18 protein-coding genes are annotated in these 20,533 nt (G+C 71.3%); 6 read left to right on the top strand and 12 right to left on the bottom strand.

The window, feature by feature from the left end; all coding sequences use genetic code 11:
* Positions 1-30: 30 nt before the first annotated feature.
* From ACFYO2_RS07900 to ACFYO2_RS07885, 4 genes are all read right to left on the bottom strand, one after another.
* Positions 31-2,541, bottom strand: a complete 2,511-nt coding sequence (locus tag ACFYO2_RS07900) for a SpoIIE family protein phosphatase (protein WP_388345605.1) — start codon at positions 2,539-2,541, stop codon at positions 31-33.
* Between the two features lie 227 nt (positions 2,542-2,768).
* The gene (rocD, locus tag ACFYO2_RS07895; protein WP_388345603.1) at positions 2,769-4,004 is read right to left on the bottom strand and encodes an ornithine--oxo-acid transaminase; all 1,236 of its coding nucleotides are present in this window, start codon (positions 4,002-4,004) and stop codon (positions 2,769-2,771) included.
* Positions 4,001-4,813, bottom strand: a complete 813-nt coding sequence (ddaH, locus tag ACFYO2_RS07890) for a dimethylargininase (RefSeq protein ID WP_388345600.1) — start codon at positions 4,811-4,813, stop codon at positions 4,001-4,003. The genes rocD and ddaH overlap by 4 nt, the downstream gene beginning before the upstream one ends.
* Positions 4,814-4,937: 124 nt before the next feature.
* Complete coding sequence (locus ACFYO2_RS07885) at positions 4,938-5,453, bottom strand: Lrp/AsnC family transcriptional regulator (protein ID WP_388345597.1); 516 nt, start codon at positions 5,451-5,453, stop codon at positions 4,938-4,940.
* 92 nt (positions 5,454-5,545) lie between these two features.
* On the opposite strand from ACFYO2_RS07885, the gene ACFYO2_RS07880 reads away from it, so the two are divergent.
* The 4 genes from ACFYO2_RS07880 to ACFYO2_RS07865 are packed head-to-tail and all read left to right on the top strand — an operon-like array spanning position 5,546 to position 9,638.
* A complete protein-coding gene (locus ACFYO2_RS07880; protein WP_388345594.1) occupies positions 5,546-6,295 on the top strand; it encodes a LytR/AlgR family response regulator transcription factor in 750 nt (249 codons plus the stop codon).
* A gap of 1 nt (position 6,296) precedes the next feature.
* A complete protein-coding gene (locus ACFYO2_RS07875; protein ID WP_388345591.1) occupies positions 6,297-6,692 on the top strand; it encodes a hypothetical protein in 396 nt (131 codons plus the stop codon).
* A gap of 10 nt (positions 6,693-6,702) precedes the next feature.
* Complete coding sequence (locus tag ACFYO2_RS07870; RefSeq protein ID WP_388345588.1) at positions 6,703-8,427, top strand: cation acetate symporter; 1,725 nt, start codon at positions 6,703-6,705, stop codon at positions 8,425-8,427.
* Entirely contained in the window at positions 8,424-9,638 is a 1,215-nt protein-coding gene (locus tag ACFYO2_RS07865; protein WP_388345585.1) for a sensor histidine kinase, read from the top strand. Before ACFYO2_RS07870 ends, ACFYO2_RS07865 begins: the two co-directional genes overlap by 4 nt.
* A gap of 20 nt (positions 9,639-9,658) precedes the next feature.
* On the opposite strand, the gene ACFYO2_RS07860 is transcribed toward ACFYO2_RS07865, so the two are convergent.
* The 7 genes from ACFYO2_RS07860 to ACFYO2_RS07830 all read right to left on the bottom strand — a co-directional run bounded on the left by ACFYO2_RS07860 (position 9,659) and on the right by ACFYO2_RS07830 (position 17,668).
* A complete protein-coding gene (locus tag ACFYO2_RS07860) occupies positions 9,659-9,829 on the bottom strand; it encodes a membrane protein (protein WP_030041537.1) in 171 nt (56 codons plus the stop codon).
* Between the two features lie 13 nt (positions 9,830-9,842).
* Entirely contained in the window at positions 9,843-11,744 is a 1,902-nt protein-coding gene (locus ACFYO2_RS07855) for a protein kinase (RefSeq protein WP_388345582.1), read from the bottom strand.
* Between the two features lie 22 nt (positions 11,745-11,766).
* Positions 11,767-13,194 carry a DUF6777 domain-containing protein gene (locus tag ACFYO2_RS07850; RefSeq protein ID WP_388346082.1) on the bottom strand — a complete coding sequence of 476 codons (1,428 nt, stop codon included), beginning with the start codon at positions 13,192-13,194 and terminating at the stop codon, positions 11,767-11,769.
* 75 nt (positions 13,195-13,269) lie between these two features.
* Entirely contained in the window at positions 13,270-14,220 is a 951-nt protein-coding gene (locus ACFYO2_RS07845) for a cytochrome c oxidase assembly protein (RefSeq protein ID WP_388345579.1), read from the bottom strand.
* A gap of 205 nt (positions 14,221-14,425) precedes the next feature.
* Positions 14,426-15,451 (bottom strand): 6-phosphofructokinase, encoded by a 1,026-nt coding sequence (locus ACFYO2_RS07840; protein WP_388345576.1) that lies wholly within the window; start codon positions 15,449-15,451, stop codon positions 14,426-14,428.
* A gap of 231 nt (positions 15,452-15,682) precedes the next feature.
* The gene (locus ACFYO2_RS07835; RefSeq protein ID WP_388345573.1) at positions 15,683-16,411 is read right to left on the bottom strand and encodes a type 1 glutamine amidotransferase; all 729 of its coding nucleotides are present in this window, start codon (positions 16,409-16,411) and stop codon (positions 15,683-15,685) included.
* 18 nt (positions 16,412-16,429) lie between these two features.
* Entirely contained in the window at positions 16,430-17,668 is a 1,239-nt protein-coding gene (locus ACFYO2_RS07830) for a MurT ligase domain-containing protein (RefSeq protein ID WP_388345570.1), read from the bottom strand.
* A 146-nt stretch (positions 17,669-17,814) separates the two neighbouring features.
* Between ACFYO2_RS07830 and def the strand changes: the two genes are divergently transcribed.
* Positions 17,815-18,354 carry a peptide deformylase gene (gene def, locus ACFYO2_RS07825; protein ID WP_388345567.1) on the top strand — a complete coding sequence of 180 codons (540 nt, stop codon included), beginning with the start codon at positions 17,815-17,817 and terminating at the stop codon, positions 18,352-18,354.
* Between the two features lie 95 nt (positions 18,355-18,449).
* On the opposite strand, the gene ACFYO2_RS07820 is transcribed toward def, so the two are convergent.
* The gene (locus ACFYO2_RS07820) at positions 18,450-19,094 is read right to left on the bottom strand and encodes a TetR family transcriptional regulator (RefSeq protein ID WP_388345565.1); all 645 of its coding nucleotides are present in this window, start codon (positions 19,092-19,094) and stop codon (positions 18,450-18,452) included.
* Positions 19,095-19,266: 172 nt separating this feature from the next.
* Between ACFYO2_RS07820 and ACFYO2_RS07815 the strand changes: the two genes are divergently transcribed.
* Positions 19,267-20,493: an acyl-CoA dehydrogenase family protein gene (locus ACFYO2_RS07815; RefSeq protein WP_388345562.1), complete on the top strand. Its 1,227-nt coding sequence runs from the start codon at positions 19,267-19,269 to the stop codon at positions 20,491-20,493.
* Positions 20,494-20,533 lie beyond the last annotated feature (40 nt).

The raw sequence follows: 20,533 nt of genomic DNA, 5'->3' as shown, positions 1-20,533 counted from the left end.
CCGTCTCATGCCCTATCAGACGTTCCAGGGTTATATGGGAGGGTACGTCAGTGACTGCTCCGCCCAGATGACCTTGCCCTCCGGCAGGAAACGGGTCCCCCACCGCTGGGCGAACTGGGAGACCAGCAGCAGTCCGCGCCCGCCCTCGTCCGTGGTGCGGGGGTGGCGCAGATGGGGTGCGGTGGCGCCGCCGTCGAAGACCTCGCAGATCAGCGTCCGGTCCATGATCAGCCGGAGCCGGATGGAGCCGATGGCGTGCCGGATGGCGTTGGTGACCAGTTCACTGACGACGAGTTCCGTGGTGAAGGCCAGCTCGTCCAGGCCCCAGTCCGACAGCCGGCGGCTGGCCGCCTTGCGGGCGTCGGCGACGACGGCCGGGTCGGCGGGCAGCTCCCAGGACGCGACCTGGTCGGCGCCCAGGCGTCTGGTACGGGCCATCAGCAGGGCCACGTCGTCGTGCGGACGGGCCGGGGCCAGGGCGTCCACGACGGTACGACAGCGCTGGTCGAGCGAGGGCGCCGACCGCTCCAGGGCCTGCCGCAGCCGCTCCCGGTTCGCCTCCGCGGGCCACTCCTCGCCATGGGCCAGCAGACCGTCGGTGTACAGCGCGAGCGTGCTGCCCTCCGGCAGGGCCAGCTCGACCGACTCGAACGGCGGCCCTCCCGCCCCCAGCGGCGGTCCCGGCGGCAACTCGACGAACGTGACGGTGCCTTCGGGATGGACGACCGCGGGCGCGGGATGCCCGGCGGCGGCCATCGAACACCGGCCGTCGACCGGGTCGTGGACGACGTACAGACACCCGGAGCCCACGCCCTGCGTGCTGTCGCCCCCCTCTTCCTCGTCCGGTGCCGCGCTATCCTCCTGCGCCGTGCGCCCGACCAGGTCGTCGAGGTGGGCCAGGACCTCGTGCGGCGGCAGATCCAGCGCCGCGAGCGTCCGTACGGCGGTCCGCAGCCGCCCCATGGCCGCCGCGGCGTCGATGCCGTGCCCGGGCACCTCGCCCACGACGAGGGCCACCCGTGCGCCGGAGAGCGGGATCAGGTCGTACCAGTCGCCGCCGAGGCCGGTCAGCTCGTTCGCCGGGCGGTAACAGGCGGCCACCTCCACCGCGTTCTGGTCGGGCAGCCGGTGCGGGAGCAGGTTGCGCTGCAGCGCCAGCGCCGCGTCCCGCTCGCGGGTGTAGCGCCGGGCGTTGTCGACGCACACGGCCGCCCGCGACACCAGATCCTCGGCCAGGCTCAGGTCGTCCTCGGCGAAGGGCTCCTGACGGTGCCGCCGGAAGAACATGGTCACGCCCAGGGTGACGCCCCGGGCCCGGACCGGCACGACCATCGCGCTGTGCAGCCCGAGGTCATGGAAGGTCGCCGCGGGGCCGCCGGGGGTGTCGGTGCCCCACTCCCGGGCGAGCGGGTCGAGCCGCTCCTCCCGCCAGGACCGGCCGGTGACGAGGCAGCGCACCGGCGGTGATCCGGGTGGATAGGTGGCGGGGTCGCCGATGCCGACGGTGGGGGCGGCGGCGCCGTCGGCACGGGCCGTGGTGCGCGCGGCACCCTCCTCACCCTCCTCGCCCTCTTCGGCCGACGTCCGCCCCGCCCGCCGCAGCCGTACCGGATCCGTCCCCTCCAGCGGCCCGGACGCCGGTTCAGCTCCCCGCAGCACCGACTCCAGCAGGTCTACGACGACCAGGTCGGCCAGCGCCGGTACGGCCACGTCGGCCAGTTCCTGTGCCGTCCGGACGACGTCCAGACTGCGGCCGATGTACGCGCCGGCCCGGTCGAGGAGGGCCAGCCGCTGCCGGGCGCGGTGGTGCTCGGTGATGTCGACGACGGTGTAGTACACGCCCATCGGATGACCCCGCTCGTCCTCCAGCCGGGTGAACGACAGCATGTGCGCGGTCTCCCGGAGCGGCGCGGACCGCACGCTGCCGACGAGCTCGTATCCGACGACCGGCTCCCCGGTCGCCAGCACGTGCCGCATCTGCGCCTCGACGGCATCGGAGTCCAGACCCGGCTGTATGTCCGCCAGCCGCAGCCCGAGCCGCCGCACGGGCGGTCCGCCGCCGAACTGTGCCAGGGCGGCGTTCGACCAGACATACCGCAGGTCGGTGTCGACGATGGCGATACCGACCGGCGACCGGGCGACCATCTGCTCCAGCACGGTGCGGTGCATGTCCCAGCCGGGGGCCCCGGTCATCTCCGACAGCAGCACCAGCCACCGCGAGGGCCCCCGGGCCTCCTCGGCGGAGGCGATCCGCACCATGACCCTGACCGGCCGCCCGCCCCCGTGGCGCACCGACAGCAGCCCCGCCCAGCCGCCGTCCCTGCGCCACTGCTCCATCAGGCGCGGCATCCGCCCGGCGTCCTCGGCCGTCACCAGGTCGGCCAGGCTCGTGCCCACCACTTCGGCCGCCGGGTACGCCAGCAGCCGCTCAGCGCCGGCGCTCCAGCTCGTCACCACCCCCGCCGCATCGAGCAGCAGCGGCGCCGCGTCCGCCACGTCGAACCGACGGCGGGCAACCTCGTGCTCCTCGGATGCGCCCACGGCCGACCTCTCTGTCGCTGAGAGTGGTCTACCACCTCTTGACCCAATCTTGCCCCTCGACGACGTGAGCGCACCGCGCGACGGCGCATGGCCGGGCTGGAGCGCCGTAGCTGCCGGCAGTCGTGCCGCTGGCTCGATGGGTGGAGGGCGGGCGCAGCGGCACCCGGCAGCGCGGCGAGCGATACCCACCCGCCGGGCACCCGCCCGCCCCGCACCGACCCCGCGGCTCAGTCCCGCCCCAGCACCCTCCCCAGCGCCCCGAGTGCCGAGACGAGTTCCGTCTCCGTGATCGTCAGCGGCGGCGCCAGCCGAATGGTCGAGCCGTGAGTGTCCTTGACGAGGACACCCTCCTGCATGAGGCGGTGACTCACCTCGCGCCCGGTGCCGATCGCCGGGTCGATGTCGACGCCCGCCCACAGGCCGCGGGCCCGGAAGCCGACGACGCCCTGGCCGACCAGGTCGGCGAGTCCGTCGCGGAGGACCGTGCCGAGGTCGGCCGCCCGGCCCTGGAACTCACCCGTCTCCAGCAGCTCGACGACCGCCGTGCCGACCGCCGCGGCGAGCGGGTTGCCGCCGAACGTCGAGCCGTGCTCGCCCGGCCGGAGTACTCCGAGGACGTCCCGGCGGCCGACCACAGCCGACACCGGCACGATGCCGCCGCCGAGCGCCTTGCCCAGCAGGAGCAGGTCCGGGACGACCCCCTCGTGCTCGACGGCGAGTGTCCGCCCCGTGCGGCCGAGGCCCGACTGGATCTCGTCGGCGATGAAGAGGCAGCCCGTGCGCCGGGTGAGTTCACGTACGCCGGTCAGATAACCCTCATCGGGGATGACGACCCCCGCCTCGCCCTGGATCGGCTCGATCAGCACCGCCGCCGTCGTCTCGTCGACGGCCGCCTCCAGCGCGGCCAGGTCGTTGTACGGCACGACACGGAAGCCCGGTGTGAAGGGGCCGAAGCCCTTCCGTGCCGTCTCGTCCGTGGAGAACGACACGATCGTCGTCGTACGGCCGTGGAAGTTGTCCGCGGCGACCACGATCGTCGCCCGGTCGGCCGGGACGCCCTTCACCTCGTACGCCCACTTGCGTGCCACCTTGATGCCGCTCTCGACCGCCTCCGCGCCCGTGTTCATCGGCAGCACCATGTCCAGGCCCGTCAACTCCGCGAGGCGCTCGGCGAATTCGGCGAGGCGGTCGTTGTGAAAGGCGCGCGAGGTGAGGGTGAGGCGGTCGAGCTGCGTGTGAGCCGCCTCGATCAGGGCGGGGTGGCGGTGGCCGAAGTTGAGGGCCGAGTAGCCGGCCAGCATGTCGAGGTAGCGGCGGCCCTCGACGTCCTCCACCCAGGTGCCCTCGGCGCGGGCGACGACCACGGGCAGCGGGTGGTAGTTGTGCGCGAGGACCGGCTCCTCGGCGCGGATCAGGTCGGCGGAGGTACGCGTACGGACAGGGGCACGGGTGGGAGCTGTCATGAGCGGATCTCCTGGGTGCAGCACTTGATGCCGCCGCCGGCCTTCTGGAACTCGGAGAGGTCGACGGCGACGGGGACATAGCCGTGGTCACAGAGGCGGGAGGCGAGCGCCTCGGCCCGTGGCGCGATGAAGACGTGCCGGCCGTCGGACACGGAGTTGAGGCCGAAGGCCATCGCGTCGTCCCGGCCGGCGAGCACCGCGTCCGGGTACAGGCGGGCCAGCACCTCGCGGCTGCCCGGCGAGAACGCCTCCGGGTAGTACACGATGTTGTCGTCGTCGAGGACGAACAACGCGGTGTCCAGGTGGTAGAAGTACGGGTCCACCAGCGTCAGGCTGATCACCGGATGGCCGAAGAACTCCTGCACCTCGCGGTGCGCCTCCCGGGTGGTCCGGAACCCGGTGCCGGCCAGCACGTACCGGCCGGTCCACACCAGGTCCCCCTCGCCCTCGCAGACGGACTCCGGGCGGTGGACGTCGTAGCCCGCTGCCTTGAACCACGTGTCGTAGTGCGTGGATTCCGGGCGGCGCTGGGGGGCGTGGAAGAGGGAGCCGAAGACGCGGCCGTCGACGACGACCGCCGAGTTCGCGGCGAAGACCATGTCCGGGAGTCCGGGGACCGGATCCACGGTGTCGACGTCGTGGCCGTGGGTGCGGTAGGCGCTGATCAGCGCCTGCCACTGCTCGTGGGCCAGATCGACGTCGACTCGGGTGTCGGGATGCATCCAGGGGTTGATCGCGTACTGCACGGCGAAGTGTCTGGGTTCGCAGACGAGGAAGCGCCGCCGGCGCGGCACACGGGTATCGGTCACAGAGGGGTTCCTCCGCTTCCTGCGGTGTCGACTGAGGGTTGACACCAAGGTAGGAAGGGACCGCCACGGCCGACAAGGAATCAGACTTGCGTGTCGGCGCAGGAATGCTGCGTCTTCGACCGGATCAGCGCACGTCTGTTGCGCCCCCTGTGGTTTCCTCCGGTGCGGGCTGGCTGGCCCCGGCCTCCGGGCTCTCCGGAATGAGGTGGGACAGCACCATCACACTGATCGTCTTGCGGATGAACGGCTCGATGCGGATCCGCTCCAGCACCTCCTCGAAGTGCTCGACATCCCGCGCCCGCACGTGCAGCAGCGCGTCCGCGCCGCCGGTCACGGTCATCGCCGCGGTGATCTCGGGGTGGTTGCGGACGACCTCCGCGAGCCGCCTGGGCGGGGCCGCGCCCTCGCAGTACACCTCGACGTACGCCTCCGTACGCCAGCCCAGCGCCGACGGCTTCACCGTCGCCGTGAACCCGGTGATCACGCCGGTGTCCCGCATCCGGTCCACGCGCCGCTTGACCGCCGTCGAGGACAGCCCGACAGCCGCGCCGATCTCGGCGAAACTGGTCCTGGCGTTCGCCATCAACGCGGTGACGATCTTCCGGTCGAGCTCGTCGAACGGCGCGGGCCTGCTGTTCATGCGGGCACTGTATCCAGCGGAAAGGTCCTGACCGCCCCCGCGACGCCACTCCACGTGTGCACGCGTACGAATAACTCCTACACTCCGGGTTCATGCTGCGCGCCCTGGCTGTCGACGACGAACGCCCCTCGCTGGAGGAACTGCTCTACCTCCTGAACGCCGATCCCCGCATCGGCAGCGCGGAGGGCGCCGGTGACGCGACCGAGGCGCTGCGCCGCATCAACCGCGCCCTGGAGTCCGGACCCGACGGACCGGAGGCGATCGACGTCGTCTTCCTCGACATCAACATGCCCGGCCTCGACGGGCTGGATCTCGCCAGGCTGCTGACCGGCTTCGCCAAGCCGCCGCTCGTCGTGTTCGTCACCGCCCACGAGGACTTCGCCGTGCAGGCCTTCGACCTCAAGGCCGTCGACTACGTGCTCAAACCCGTCCGCAAGGAACGCCTCGCTGAGGCCGTCCGGCGCGCCGCCGAGCGCAGCGACTCCGCCGCCCGGATACCCGTGCACGAACCCGACCCCGACCAGATACCGGTCGAACTCGGCGGCGTGACCCGCTTCGTCGCCGTCGACGACATCACGCACGTCGAGGCGCAGGGCGACTACGCCCGGTTGCACACCGACAAGGGCAGCCACCTCGTACGGATCCCGCTGTCCACCCTGGAGGAGCGCTGGCGCTCCCGCGGCTTCGTCCGGATCCACCGCCGCCACCTGGTCGCCCTGCGCCATGTCGGCGAACTCCGCCTGGACGCGGGCACGGTGAGCGTCATGGTCGGTTCCGAGGAACTCCAGGTCAGCCGCCGCCACGCCCGTGAGCTGCGGGACCTGCTGATGAGGAGGCCGTGACGTGCCCCAGGACCCCGCCGACCGCCGAGTCGTCGTCACCGGCCCGCCCCGACGCACCCTCCCGCATGCTCGGCTTCGCTCGCGCGGGCGGTACCCCCACGCCTCCGGCTACTACCGCCCCCGCACCGAGATCGACGAACAGACCACCCTCGGCCACACCTACGTCCGCTCCCTGATGCGCACCCAACTGCGCGCCGCCCTCGCCGTGTTCGCGTTCCTCGGCCTGCTCATCGGCCCGCTGCCCCTGCTGTTCGCGGCGCTGCCGGACGCCCGCCGCCTCGAATGGGCGGTCCTCGGCTTCGGCCTCTACGTCCCGCTGGTCCTGCTCGCCCGCTGGTACGTGCGGCGCGCCGAGCGCAACGAACGGGACTTCGTGCGCCTCGTCGAAGACCGCTGAACCGCCGACCATGAACTCGAACTACGCTGTCCCCGCCGTCGCCCTGGTCGTGGTGGCGACCGTCCTCGTCGGTGCCTTCGGCCTGCGCATATCCCGCACCACCTCCGACTTCTACGTCGCCTCCCGCACCGTCGGCCCCCGCCTCAACGCGGCCGCCATCAGCGGCGAGTACCTGTCCGCCGCGTCCTTCCTCGGCATCGCCGGCCTGGTCCTCGTCCAGGGCCCGGACATGCTCTGGTACCCGGTCGGCTACACAGCCGGCTATCTGGTCCTGCTCCTGTTCGTCGCCGCCCCGCTGCGCCGCTCCGGCGCCTACACACTTCCCGACTTCGCCGAGGCCCGGCTCGCCTCCCAGGCCGTACGACGGCTCGCGGGCGCCTTCGTCGTCGGGGTCGGCTGGCTGTACCTGCTGCCCCAACTTCAGGGCGCGGGACTCACATTGACAGTACTGACGGGCGCGCCCGGCTGGCTCGGGGGAGTGATCGTCGCGGCCGTCGTGGTCGCCACCGTGGCGGCCGGCGGCATGCGCAGCATCACCTTCGTGCAGGCCTTCCAGTACTGGCTCAAGCTCACCGCCCTGCTCGTCCCCGCCCTCTTCCTGGTCCTCGCCTGGCAGGGCGACGGAGCACCCCGCCACGCCTTCGAGGAACCGGCCACCTTCCGCGAGCAGCGGGTCGTCCGTGTCGACGCGAGCCTCGACCTCAAGCTGGACGCGCCCCTGACCGTCACGGTGAGCGGCACGGTCGACGGCCGCCCGCACGAGGACCAGCAACTCCAACTGCCCGTCGGTACCCACCGCATCGAACAGGGCACCCGGCTGACCTTCGCCGAGGGCACCACCGTCCCGGCCGCCGACCGCGGCAGCAACGGCGGCATGTCGACCTCCCTGGCCGCGAGCCGCGAGGAACGCCCGCTGTACTCCACGTACGGACTGATCCTCGCCACCTTCCTCGGCACCATGGGCCTGCCGCACGTCGTCGTCCGCTTCTACACCAGCCCGCACGGAGTCGCCGCCCGCCGCACCACCGTGGCCGTCCTCGGTCTGATCGGCGCCTTCTACCTGCTGCCGCCCTTGTACGGCGCCCTCGGCCGGCTCTACGCCCCCGAACTCACCATCACCGGCGACGCGGACGCCGCCGTCCTGCTGCTGCCCGACCGCATGATCGGAGGCCTCGGCGGCGACCTGCTCGGCGCGCTGCTCGCCGGCGGGGCCTTCGCGGCCTTCCTGTCCACGGCCTCGGGACTGACCATGGCCGTGGCCGGCGTGCTCACCCAGGACGTCCTGCCCTCACGCGGCGTACGGCACTTCAGACTCGGCACGGCCCTCGCCATGGCCGTACCTCTCGCGGCGAGCATGCTGGTCGGCGGACTGCCGGTCGCCGACGCGGTGGGGCTGGCCTTCGCCGTCTCGGCGTCGTCCTTCTGCCCGCTGCTCGTCCTCGGCATCTGGTGGCGGCGGCTGACCCCGCCGGGCGCGGCCGCCGGGATGCTGGTGGGCGGCGGCTCCGCCTTCGTGGCCGTGGCCGCGACCATGGCGGGCTTCCCGGGCACCGGTCCGCTGCACGCCCTGCTCGCCTGGCCCGCCCTCTGGTCGGTGCCGCTGGGCTTCCTCACCATGGTGCTGGTGTCCCTGGCGACGGCGGGGCGCGTACCCGCGGGGACGGCGGCGATCCTGGCCCGCTTCCATCTGCCGGAGGAACTGCGGGAGGAACTGCGCGAGGAGGTGAAGGCGTGAGCGGATTCCTCGCCGGGCTGTGCGTGGCGATCCTGCCCCTCCTGGCCGCCGGATTCTGGCTCGGCAGGCGCACCGCACGCCCCCAGAACCTCGGCGGACTCGGCACCCCCGTCGAACACGCCACCTTTCAGACCCTGCACACCGCCTCCCTCGCCGCGCCCCCGCTCCGGGCCGGCCTCACGGAGGAGACGGCCCGCAAGTCGGCCCGCCGACTGCGCACCCTGCTCGGCACGGACGCGCTGTGCCTCACGGACCAGGAACAGGTCCTGGTCTGGGACGGCGTCGGCGACCACCACCGCACCGAGATCATGGAACGCCTCGCCGGTCCACTGGAGACCGGCCGCGGCGAGGCCTTCCGCCTGAAGTGCGACGCTCCCGACTGCCCGGTCCGCTGGGCCGTCGTCGCCCCCCTCACCGTCGACGACCGCGTCCACGGCGCCCTCGTCGCCTGCGCGCCCCGTGAGTCCGCCGTCCTGGTCCGCGCGGCCGGAGAGGTCGCCCGCTGGGTCTCCGTACAACTCGAACTCGCCGACCTCGACCAGTCCCGCACCCGCCTCATCGAGGCCGAGATCAAGGCCCTGCGCGCCCAGATCTCCCCGCACTTCATCTTCAACTCGCTCGCGGTGATCGCCTCGTTCGTCCGTACCGACCCCGAGCGTGCCCGCGAACTGCTCCTGGAGTTCGCCGACTTCACCCGCTACTCGTTCCGCAGACACGGCGACTTCACCACCCTCGCCGACGAACTGCACGCCATCGACCACTACCTGGCGCTGGTGCGGGCACGCTTCGGCGACCGCCTCTCCGTCACCCTGCAGATCGCCCCCGAGGTCCTGCCGGTCGCGCTGCCCTTCCTCTGTCTCCAGCCGCTCGTCGAGAACGCCGTCAAGCACGGCCTGGAAGGCAAGGCGGTGCCCGCCGGCAAGAGTCACATCAGCATCACCGCGCAGGACGCCGGCGCCGAGGCCCTCGTGGTGATCGAGGACGACGGCGCCGGAATGGACCCCGCCCTGCTGCGCCGCATCCTCGCGGGCGAGGTCAGCCCCTCGGGCGGCATCGGGCTGTCCAATGTCGACGACCGGCTCCGCCAGGTCTACGGGGACGACTACGGCCTGGTCATCGAGACGGCCGTCGGCGCGGGCATGAAAATCACCGCCCGGCTGCCGAAGTACCAGCCGGGGGTGCACTCGGCGGGCCGCCTCACCGGCGGCTGAGGATCATGTGGCGGTGCGTGTCATGTGCTCCGGGTGGCCACCATCCCGAGGGTGATCAGCCCCAGCACGACCCAGCCGAACCACAGCCAGCCGTTACTGCCGAGCGCCACCGTATAGGCGGTCACCGCGACGAGTCCGCCGACGGTGAGCACCCCCATCGTCCGGGTCGAGCCGTCCGTGGAACCGGGCATCGCAACACCCTCCTCATGGTCCGTCCCCCTCCATGGTGCCCCCGTTCTGCCTCCGCACGGTGCATACGACGAAATGTGTGCCGTTCTTCCAGGGACCCTCGCTCGTCCAGGAGCCCGCCGTGTACACCGACGGGTCGAAGCCGTAGTCGGCCGGCGGCACCGCCCGCCCGCACGCCACGTCGGATTCCGTGCGCGCCTCGGCCGGCGTGACGTCCGCGTCCAACCGGGTGAACCCGAGCACCTCCTCGTCGTGCGCCCTCTCGCAGGACACCAGCCGGGCGTCCCGGTTGGAGCGGACGTCCAGACAGTCCCGCCTCTGCATGGTCGCCGTGTCCGCGAAGGCCGAGCCCGCCTTGCGGTGGCCGCCGATCGGCCCGTACACCGGCCCGTGCGCGCCCAGCACCAGACAGGCGGTGCGCCGCCCGGCGGCCTCGAAACCCTCCGGCGTCGGCACGACGGCGAGGCTGCGCACGTCCGCGAGCCTGTCCCGGACCTCCTGCGTCCGCTCCTCGCACCGGGCCGGCCCCAGCCGCCGCGCCTCGTCCGCCGACGAGGCCGCGACGAACGCCAGCACCTGACCGTCCGGCGCCTTGGCCCCGCAGGTCGGATCCAGCGACAGCCGGGGCGTGCCCTGGAATCGCTCCGCACCCGCCCAGTCGGCAAGCACACAGTCGCCCTCCCGCAGCGGCTTCACCAGCCCGATGCTCGTTCCGTACGGCGGCCCGCTCCCTTCGCCGTCGCCGGTGGCGGTCCGGTCCGCGAGGGCGTACCAGACGCCCCCCAGGGCCAGGACCATGCCGAGACCGCACGCGAGGAGGGCCCGCAGGGCGTGCGACCGTTCTCGCCGCCGCCTGCCGGGCGCGGACGGCGCCGAGGGTGCGCAGGGCGGCCCGAACGCTTGCGGATCAGCGGTCGGGGACGCGAATCCGTGGGGATCCGCCGTCGGTGCGAACGCGGCGCCGTGCGGCACCGTCGGCAGCGCGGGCACCCCCGCCCAGGGCGGCTGCGACCCCAGGTCGGTCTGGGTCCGGGAGTACGCCTCCGCCTGCGGCGTGACGATCCGCGACAGCGCCGCCTCGGCCTCCGCCGCCGACAGCCGCTGCCCGGGGTCCTTCGCGAGCAGCGCGGCCAGTACGGGCTCCAGCGCCCCCGCCCGTACGGCAGGACGCGGTTCCTCCATGACCACCGCGGTCACCTCGGCGAGATTCGACTCCCGCTCGAAGGGACCCCGGCCCTCGACGGCGTAGTAGAGCGTGCAGCCCAGCGAGAACAGATCGGCGGCCGCGGTGGGCGCCCCTCCCGTGGCACGCTCCGGCGCCAGATACCCGGCGGTTCCCACGAGCACGGACGCCAGCGTGTAGCGCGTCTCGCCGGCGTCCGGCTGCACGGAGATGCCGTAGTCGGTGAGCAGGACCCGACCGTACGGCGCCCCGGAGCGGTCCGGCGCGAGCAGGATGTTCGCCGGTTTCACGTCCCGGTGCATGACTCCCCGCTGGTGCCCGGCGGTGAGCGCGTCCAGCACGGCAAGGCCGATTCGGGCGCACTCGGCCGGGGCGAGCGGCCCCCGTGTCCCGACCAGCTCACGCAGGTCGACCGCGCTCGCCACGTACTCCATGACGATCCACGGCAGCCCCTCGTGCTCCAGCACGTCGTGCACCGTCACCACATGCGGATGGCCGCGCAGCCCCGCCGCGTGCCGGGCCTCGGCACGGGCCCGGGCGACCCGTGCCTCCCGGTCGTGACCGGCCTCGACCGGGTCGCGGAACACGATCTCCTTGAGCGCGACCTCGCAGGCCAGTCTCTGGTCGTGGGCGAGCCACACATGGCCCATGCCACCGCTGCCCAGCTGGTTCAGCAGCAGATAGCGGCCGGCGATGACCCGGCCCACTCCCGACGTCGGTGATCCTGAAGGCATCCGGTGACTCCCGGTTGTGCGGCTACGTGGTCGCACCGGCGGATTCGCCGCCCGCCGGGGTGCTCGTGACCGGTTGGCTGCTCGCCGGTTCGCTGGTGACGGGCCCACTGCTCGGTGGCGGCGCGCTGCTGGTGACCGGCTCACTGGTCGAAGACGAGCTGGTCACCTGCGGCGGCGAACTGGGCGGAGGGTCCGGGGGAGGGGGTGGCGGAGGCGAAGGGGGTGGCGGCGAGCTCGTCGAGGGCGGCGCGGAGCTGGGCGGCCTACTGGACGGGGTGTCGGTGTCCGCCGCCGCGCTGCTCGGGGGGCTCGACGAGGGCGGCTCGGAGCTCGACGGCGGGCTCGACCCGGACGACGTACCGGATGTGGGCGCCGAGGGGGATCCCCCGGGCCCGCTGCTCGACGGTGGCGAAGTGCTGGACGACCCGGAGGACCCGGGCGGTGTCGGGGGAACAGTGGACCCACCGGGCGTGCCGTCCGACGCGCCCCCGGACGTGCCCGCAGGGGTTCCCCCGGACCCGCCCCCGGCCACGCTCAACGTCACGTACTCCCCGAACCGCAGCTTGCTCCCCGCGGGCGGATCGGTCGCCGTGACCCTGGCGCCGTCCGGTGGCAGCCTCTTCCCGTCGTACCCGGCGGCCAGCCCGGAGTCCGCCAGCTGCCGGCTCGCCTGCCCGAACGTCCTCCCGGCGAGCCTCGGCACCGCGCGCCGCTTCCGCGTCTCGAAGGCGGAGTCGTCCTCGCCCGTCGTGCCGACCGGCCGGTTGATGCCCCGCTCGGGTTCCTGGACGTCGACGAGAGCGATCCGCTCCAGCGCCCGGGGCGCGGGCCGCACGGCCATCACCTGGGAACGCTCGTATCCCTGCCACTTCTCGTTGCCGTCCTCGAACTCGACCGAGATCCGGCTCGTGTCACCCGCGAAAGGCCGCAGTGGATTTCCGCACGAGCACTTCACGGCCGGCTGTCCCTGCTGATCCACGAGAATCGCGATTCCCGCCTGGAGCAGCGAGTCGTAGGGGACGGCCTTTCCCTTTTTGTAGTCGTGGTTCTTCACGAGAGTGTCGTGACGCAACAGAACAGGTGTGAGTCGTTCCAGATAATCCGGAATCTCGCTCTGCGATATCTTCAGGACACGTGCCCACGCTCGAGCCTTCCGGTCATTGGCGGGATCGGTGAGGAACTGTTCCAGCCGGTCGACGTCACAGATCGTCGGCTGCTTCGAGCCCCCGTACAGACCAGGTGTGTCCCCCTGCCGCAAGCCGCCGTGCACGGCCTGCGACCGGACCTGGGCATCCCGGCCGAGCCCGCCGGCTTCGTCGAAGAACGGCGCGAGCGAAGGCACGCCCGCGGCGACCGCCTTCACCACGGTGAGCGGCGTCTTACTGTCGCAGCCGCTCAGCGCGAGAATCAAAACCAGGCCGCAGGCAATCCTTTTCCCGACCCTTTGCATAAGTGCGCGAAGTGTCATCACCGCTCCCCCCGGCGGTTCCCCCATAGCGCTTCATGCTACTGAATGAGAAGCCTTTCAACGCCCTTGTGTGTTCAATGAGGCCAAATAGGCGTTGTACGCCTCGAGTTCCTTGTCGCCGTCCCGGTCGGCGGCCCGGTCCTGGCGCTTGGCCTGTCGCTGCTCGGAGCCGTACCACTGGAACAGCAGGGCGATCAGCACCAGCACGGACGGGATCTCACTGAACGCCCACGCGATGCCGCCGGCCGCGTTCTGGTCGGAGAGCGCGTCGATGCCGAGCGAGGCGGGCGGGTTCTTGAACGTCTCGACCATGGGTTCGGACGCCATCATCAGCGCGATGCCGAAGAACGCGTGGAACGGCATGCCCGCGAACAGCTCCAGCATCCGCATCAGATAGCCCGGCCGGCTGGGGCCCGGATCCACACCCATGATGGGCCAGAAGAACACCACACCGACGGCGAGGAAGTGCACCATCATCGCGATGTGCCCGGTCTTGGAGCCCATCAGGAAGTCGAAGATCGGCGTGAAGTACAGCGCGTAGAGGCTCGCGATGAACAACGGGATGGTGAACGCCGGGTGCGTGATGATCCGCATGTACCGGCTGTGCAGGAACATCAGCAGTACCTCGCGCGGCCCCTTGCGGCCCCTGGCCGCGGGCGGCAGCGCACGCAGCGCCAGCGTGACGGGGGCGCCGAGCAGCAGCAGGATCGGCGACAGCATGCTGATCATCATGTGCTGCACCATGTGCACGCTGAACATGACCATCCCGTAGTCGTTCAGCCTGGTGCACATCACGAGCCCGATGGACAGCACACCCACGACAAACGCGATCGTCCGCCCCACCGACCACGCGTCCCCACGCCGCCGCAGCCGAACGACCCCCCACCCGTACAGCGCGAGCCCCACCACACAGGCCACCAGGAAGAACGGGTCCGCCGACCACTGAAGACCGCGCCCCAGCGTGAACGGCGGCAGATCCATGATCATGCCGTGCCCGCTGTGATCCATCCAACAGCTCCTGATTCGTGGGGGTTGTACGCGTCTGTCCGCCCCCAGACTAGAACTGCCCCCGGCCGCCTTTGCGACCGGGGGCAGTGCAACGCCCTCAAAGGCGCGGGGCTGTATCGATATGCGGCTCCGCCGCGTGGGCGCGACAAGCCACACACGACCCGCACCGGGCATGCGACCTGCAGTCTTACGGCGCCGCCCTCGATCAGAGCACGCACTCAGCCTCTTCGTACCGCTCCGCAGGAACCGTCTTCAACGTCTCCACAGCGTCGGCGAGTGACACCATCACGATGTCCGTCCCTCGAAGCGCGGTCATCCGACCGAACTCCCCCCGGTGCACGGCCTCCACCGCATGCCACCCGAACCGGGTCGCCAGCACCCGGTCGTACGCGGTGGGTGTCCCACCCCGCTGCACATGCCCGAGTATCACCGGCCGCGCTTCCTTCCCGAGCCGCTGCTCCAGCTCGATGGACAGCTGCCGCGCAATCCCGGCGAACCGCTCATGCCCGTAGATGTCCTTGGCGCCCTCGTCGAAGCTCATGCTGCCGGGCCGCGGCTTGGCACCCTCCGCCGCCACCACGATCGCGAACCGCTTCCCCGCCTCGAACCGCCCGCCGACCTTCGCGGTCAACTCCTCGATGTCGAAGGGCCGTTCCGGTACGACGATGGCGTGCGCGCCCGCCGCCATGCCGGAGTGCAGCGCTATCCAGCCGGTGTGGCGCCCCATGACCTCGACGACCAGCACCCGCTGGTGGGACTCGGCGGTGGTCTTCAGCCGGTCCAGCGCCTCCGTCGCGACGCCGACGGCCGTGTCGAAGCCGAACGTCACGTCGGTGACCGCGATGTCGTTGTCGATGGTCTTCGGCACGCCCACGATGGGCAGACCGTTGTCCGACATCAGCCGGGCCGCCTTGAGCGTGCCCTCGCCGCCGATGGGGATGATCGCGTCCAGGCCGAGCTCCTCGACGTGACCACGGGCGCGTTCCACACCGTCACGCAGATGGGAGGGCTGGACCCGGGAGGAACCGAGGATCGTGCCGCCGCGGGCCAGGATGCCGCTGACCGCGTCCAGGTCGAGCTTGAGGTAGTCGCACTCCAGGAGGCCCTTCCAGCCGTCCCGGAAACCGATGACCTCGTCGCCGTGGTCGACGACGGCGCGGTGCACGACGGACCGGATGACGGCGTTCAGGCCGGGGCAGTCGCCGCCGGACGTGAGGACACCAATGCGCATAGCCCGAAATACCTTCTCGATGTGGGCCGGATCCGGACCACATCGTCCGGCTCGATCCCCGCCACCCTAGCGGCAGGAGGGGGCGGGGCCGCACCGTGCGTCCGCCTGCTGGACGACCCCGCTCACCTGTGCGGAAGGGCCGTCAGACGGGCTGGTTACAGCGGGCTGGAGCCCAGATGTCAGGCAGGTGGCTGCGCAGCTGTGCTCACGCAGGCTGCTGCGCAGCTGTGCTCACGCAGGCTGCTGCGCAGCCGCGATGCGCTCGTTGCGGAGCGCCTCGTACCACCGGTCGTCGGTCGGCGGCAGCGCGTTGACGTCGAGCGCCAGCTTCAGCAGCAGGTCGGCGATCAGCGGATTGCGCGCGAGCACGGGACCGTGCATGTACGTGCCGAAGACCGTGTCGTTGTACGCCCCCTCCGTGCCGTCCCCGGTCCCGTTTCCGTTGCCGAGGCGCACCTGGGCGAACGGGCGGGCCGTGGGACCGAGGTGGGTGACGCCCTGGTGGTTCTCGAAGCCGGTCAGCGGGGGCATGCCCAGGCGCGGGTCGATGTCGGCGAGCACGTCACCGACGCACCGGTCGCCCTCGCCACGCGTGGAGACCACGTCGAGCAGACCGAGGCCGGGCTCGCGCTGGCCGAGGTCGTTGATGAACTCGTGGCCGAGGATCTGGTAGCCCGCGCACACCGAGAAGACGATCGCGCCGTTCTCGACGGCCCGGTGCAGACCGCCGTCCCGGCGCAGCCGCTCGGACGCGAGCCGCTGCGGCCGGTCCTCGCCGCCGCCGATCAGGTAGATGTCGCCGGACGTCGGGATCGGCTGGTCGCTGCGTACGTCGAGCCGGGCCACGTCGAGCCCGCGCTGCCGGGCCCGGCGCTCCACGACGAGGACGTTGCCCTGGTCGCCGTACGTGCTGAGCAGGTCGGGATAGATCCAGACGATCCGCAGGCTGTTGTCGCTCACAAAAATCCCCTGAGTGTGTCAGTTGCCGACGCGGCGGCGCAGGTCCTGGAAGGCGGTGTAGTTGGCGATGACCTCGATGCGGCCCGGCGGGCTGAGCTGCACGGCCTGGTCGAGGTCCTCGCAGACCTGGAAGTGCTGGTTGGCCACCTCCAGACGCACTGCGAGGTCCAGCTTGCGGTCGCCCACGACGCAGATCGGGTGACCGGTCAGCCGCGTGTAGTCGACGTCCCACAGCCAGGAGGTGTCGGTGCCGTCGGCGCCGCGCGCGTTCACCGAGAGGATCACGGGGGTCGGCGGCGGATCGATCAGGCTGAACGTTTCGAGCCAGCCGGCGGGGTTCTTCGCGAGCAGGAGTCTGAGGTCGCGCTGCATGAACTGCACGACGTCGTACCGCCCGGCCACCGCCTGCACCTGGTACATGCGTTCCAGGGCGACCTGCGGCGGCACGCCGAACACGGCGGCGACGGCGGCCGAGGAAGCGGCGTTGGCCTTGTTGGCGCGGCCCGGCAACTGGAGGTGGATCGGCCAGGCGGAGCCGTGCGGGTCGAGCACGTGGTCACCGGACAGCGCCCAGCTCGGCGTCGGCCGGCGGAAGCCGCACTCGCCGCAGAACCAGTCGTCGCCCGGGCGCTGCATCACCCCACCGCAGGACGGGCAGGACCAGGCGTCGTCCTTCCACATCTGCCCGGCGGCGACCCAGATCACGTTGGGGGAGGAGGACGCGGCCCACACCACCAGCGGGTCGTCCGCGTTGGCGACGATGACGGCCTTGGAACCTGCCAGGCCCTCGCGCCAGTTCTCGGCGAGCATGCGGGTCTCGGCGGCACGGTCGAGCTGGTCGCGGGAGAGATTGAGCAGGGCGATGCACTTCGGGTCGGTGTCCCGGGCGACGCCCGCGAGGTACTTCTCGTCGACCTCGATGACGCCGTACCGGGCCTCGGACCTGCCCGCGAGCGCGGAGGTGATGCCGGCCGGCATGTTGGCGCCGAGCGCGTTGGAGACGACCGGGCCCGCGGCCTGCAGCGCCTCCGCGATCAGCCGGGTGGTCGTGGTCTTGCCGTTGGTGGCCGAGACGAGGACGACGTCCAGGTTCTGGGCGAGCCGGGCGAGAAGGTCGGGGTCGAGCTTGAGTGCCACGCGGCCGCCGATCACCGAACCGCTGCCGCGCCCCGCGGCGCGGGATGCCGCCGCGACCGCCTTGCCCGCGGTTACGGCGATCTTGGCCCGCGGCGAGAGCGGGTCCGAGTTGCCTGCCATCAGTTCTCGATCCTCCTTGCGTACGCGCCGCGCCTCAGCCTCCGGCCACGTGGTGTGGACCTCAGCCTATCGAGATCCATTCGCACTCCCGAATCGCGGCGCCCGCGCGACAGTCGCGTGACAGGAAGGACCGTACCCTTGCCGCCATGCGACACGGCCCGATCCCGGGCGCCCACGGGCGCGTCCGGCCCCTCATGCTGCTCGGCGACGACGTCCTGCACGCCCCCTGCGAGGAAGTCACCGACTTCGGCCCCGAACTGGCGGCACTCGTGGAGGACTTGTTCGCGACCATGTACGCCGCGCAGGGCGTCGGCCTGGCCGCCAACCAGATCGGCGAGCGGCTACGGGTGTTCGTCTACGACTGCCCGGACGACGAAGAGGTGCGCCACCTGGGCCACGTCGTGAACCCCACGCTCGTCGAAAAGGACGGCGTGCTCCTCCGCGGCCCCGAGGGCTGCCTGTCCCTGCCGGGCCTGGAGGCGGGAACGGAACGCTACGACCACACGGTGATCGAGGGGTACACGGTGAAGGGCGAGCCGATCACCATCCACGGCACGGGCTTCTTCGCGAGATGCCTGCAACACGAGTACGACCACTTGGACGGCCGCGTCTACGCGGACCACTTGAAGGGCTGGCGCCACAGACGCCTGATGCGACAGGCAGGGCGAGCTTCATGGCACCGGTGAGTGGACATGCCTCAGGGGCGCGGGGCTGTGTCAGGGTGCGGCTCCGCCGCGTGGGCGCGACCAGCCCCCACCGCCCCGCAGACGAGATACGACCGTCAGAACCCCGGACCGCCGACCTTGTCCCCCACCGCAGCAAGCCGCCCCCACAAGAGGTCGGCAAGACTGCGCACCAACTCGGCTCGGGAACAAGGCCGTTCCCCCAGCCACCAGTCCCCGGCCGCGTGCATCATCCCGACGATCCCGTGCCCCCACACCCGGGCCAACTGCTGACTGCCCGGCCCGAGATCCACCCGGTCCTCGATGACCTGCGCCAGCTCCTCGCCCATCCTGCGAAGCAGCGGCACGCTGTGCTTGCCGACGTCGAACCCCGGGTCGCCGACCTGCCCCCCGTCCGCCGGATGCATCAGGAAGCGGTACACCTGAGGCCGCGCCTCGATGGCCGCCAGATACGTGTCCAGCGTCGCCTCGACCCGCTCCCGCCGATCCGCCGGCGCGTCCAGCGCCGCACGGAGCGAATCGAGCAGCGCGTCCGTGTGCCGCTTGGCCAAAGCTGCGTAAAGCCCGCCCTTGTCGCCGAAGTGGCGATAAAGGATCGGCTTGGTGATGCCGGCCTCCGCGGCGATGGCGTTCATGGAGGCCTGTGGGCCGTCGCGCAGCACCACTCTGTCCGCGGCCTCCAGCAACTCGCGTCGGCGGCGGTCGGCGGACCGTTGCTGATCGGTCCGCTGTGTGGTGTCCATGAGCTCTCCCCACCCGTGCTGTTTAGGTAACGCCTGCGCAAACTAACACCCAGGATGCCCTGGGCATCGAACGGGCTGCCGAGCGGTCATCGGGAGTTGACTTTTCCTACCCACGGGTAACAGACTCTAGTTACCGCAAGTAACATGCACGTGCGTCGCCGCTGGAGGGGACATGGCCGAGTTCACCATGGAGCTCAACGACGAACAGAAGGAGGTCCGGGACTGGCTGCACGGCTTTTCCGCCGAGGTCATCCGCCCCGCGGCCGCCGAATGGGACGAGCGTGAGGAGACTCCCTGGCCGGTCATCCAGGAGGCCGCCAAGGTCGGCATCTACTCCCTCGACTTCTACGCCCAGCAGTACTTCGACCCCTCCGGCCTCGGCATCCCGATGGCCATGGAGGAGCTGTTCTGGGGCGACGCCGGCATCGCCCTCTCCATCGTCGGCACCGGTCTCGCCGCCGTCGGCGTCCTCGCCAACGGCACCGAGGAGCAGATCGGCACCTGGATCCCCCAGATGTACGGCGACGCCAACGATGTCAAGGTCGCCGCGTTCTGCTCCTCCGAGCCCGACGCCGGCTCCGACGTCGCCTCGATGCGCACCCGCGCGGTGTACGACGAGGCCAAGGACGAGTGGGTGCTCAACGGCACGAAGACCTGGGCGACCAACGGCGGCATCGCCAACGTCCACGTGGTCGTCGCCGTCGTGGACCCGGAGCTCGGCTCCAAGGGACACGCCTCCTTCATCGTCCCGCCGAACACGCCCGGTCTCTCCCAGGGGCAGAAGTTCAAGAAGCACGGCATCCGCGCCTCGCACACCGCCGAGGTCGTCCTGGACAACGCCCGGGTGCCCGGCTCCTGCCTCCTGGGCGGCAAGGCGAAGCTGGACGAGCGGCTGGCCCGCGCCCGGGAGCGCGCCAAGGCCGGCGGGGAGCGCGTGAAGAACGCGGCGATGGCCACGTTCGAGGCCTCGCGTCCGGCGGTCGGTGCGATGGCCGTCGGCACGGCCCGTGCCGCGTACGAGGTGGCCCTCGACTACGCCAAGACGCGCGAGCAGTTCGGCCGGCCCATCATCGACAACCAGGGCGTTGCCTTCCAGCTCGCGGACATGCGCACGTCCATCGACGCGGCGCGGCTGCTGGTCTGGCGGGCGTCCTGGATGGCGGTCAACGGCAAGCAGTTCACGGCGGCAGAGGGGTCGATGTCGAAGCTGTTCGCGAGTGAGACGGCGAAGACGGTGACGGCGCAGGCGGTGCAGATTCTGGGTGGGAACGGCTACACGCGGGAGTACCCGGTGGAGCGGATGCATCGGGATGCGGCGATCTACACGATCTTCGAGGGGACGAGCGAGATCCAGCGGTTGGTGATTGCCCGGACCCTGTCGGGGATGCCGATCCGGTAGCGCCGTAGGCGGTGCCGCGCGGTGCGGTCTGCGGGTGCGT

This window comes from Streptomyces sp. NPDC006602 (assembly GCF_042870385.1).
Lineage (GTDB): Bacteria > Actinomycetota > Actinomycetes > Streptomycetales > Streptomycetaceae > Streptomyces.
This window is presented reverse-complemented; position numbering and strand designations above follow the sequence as displayed.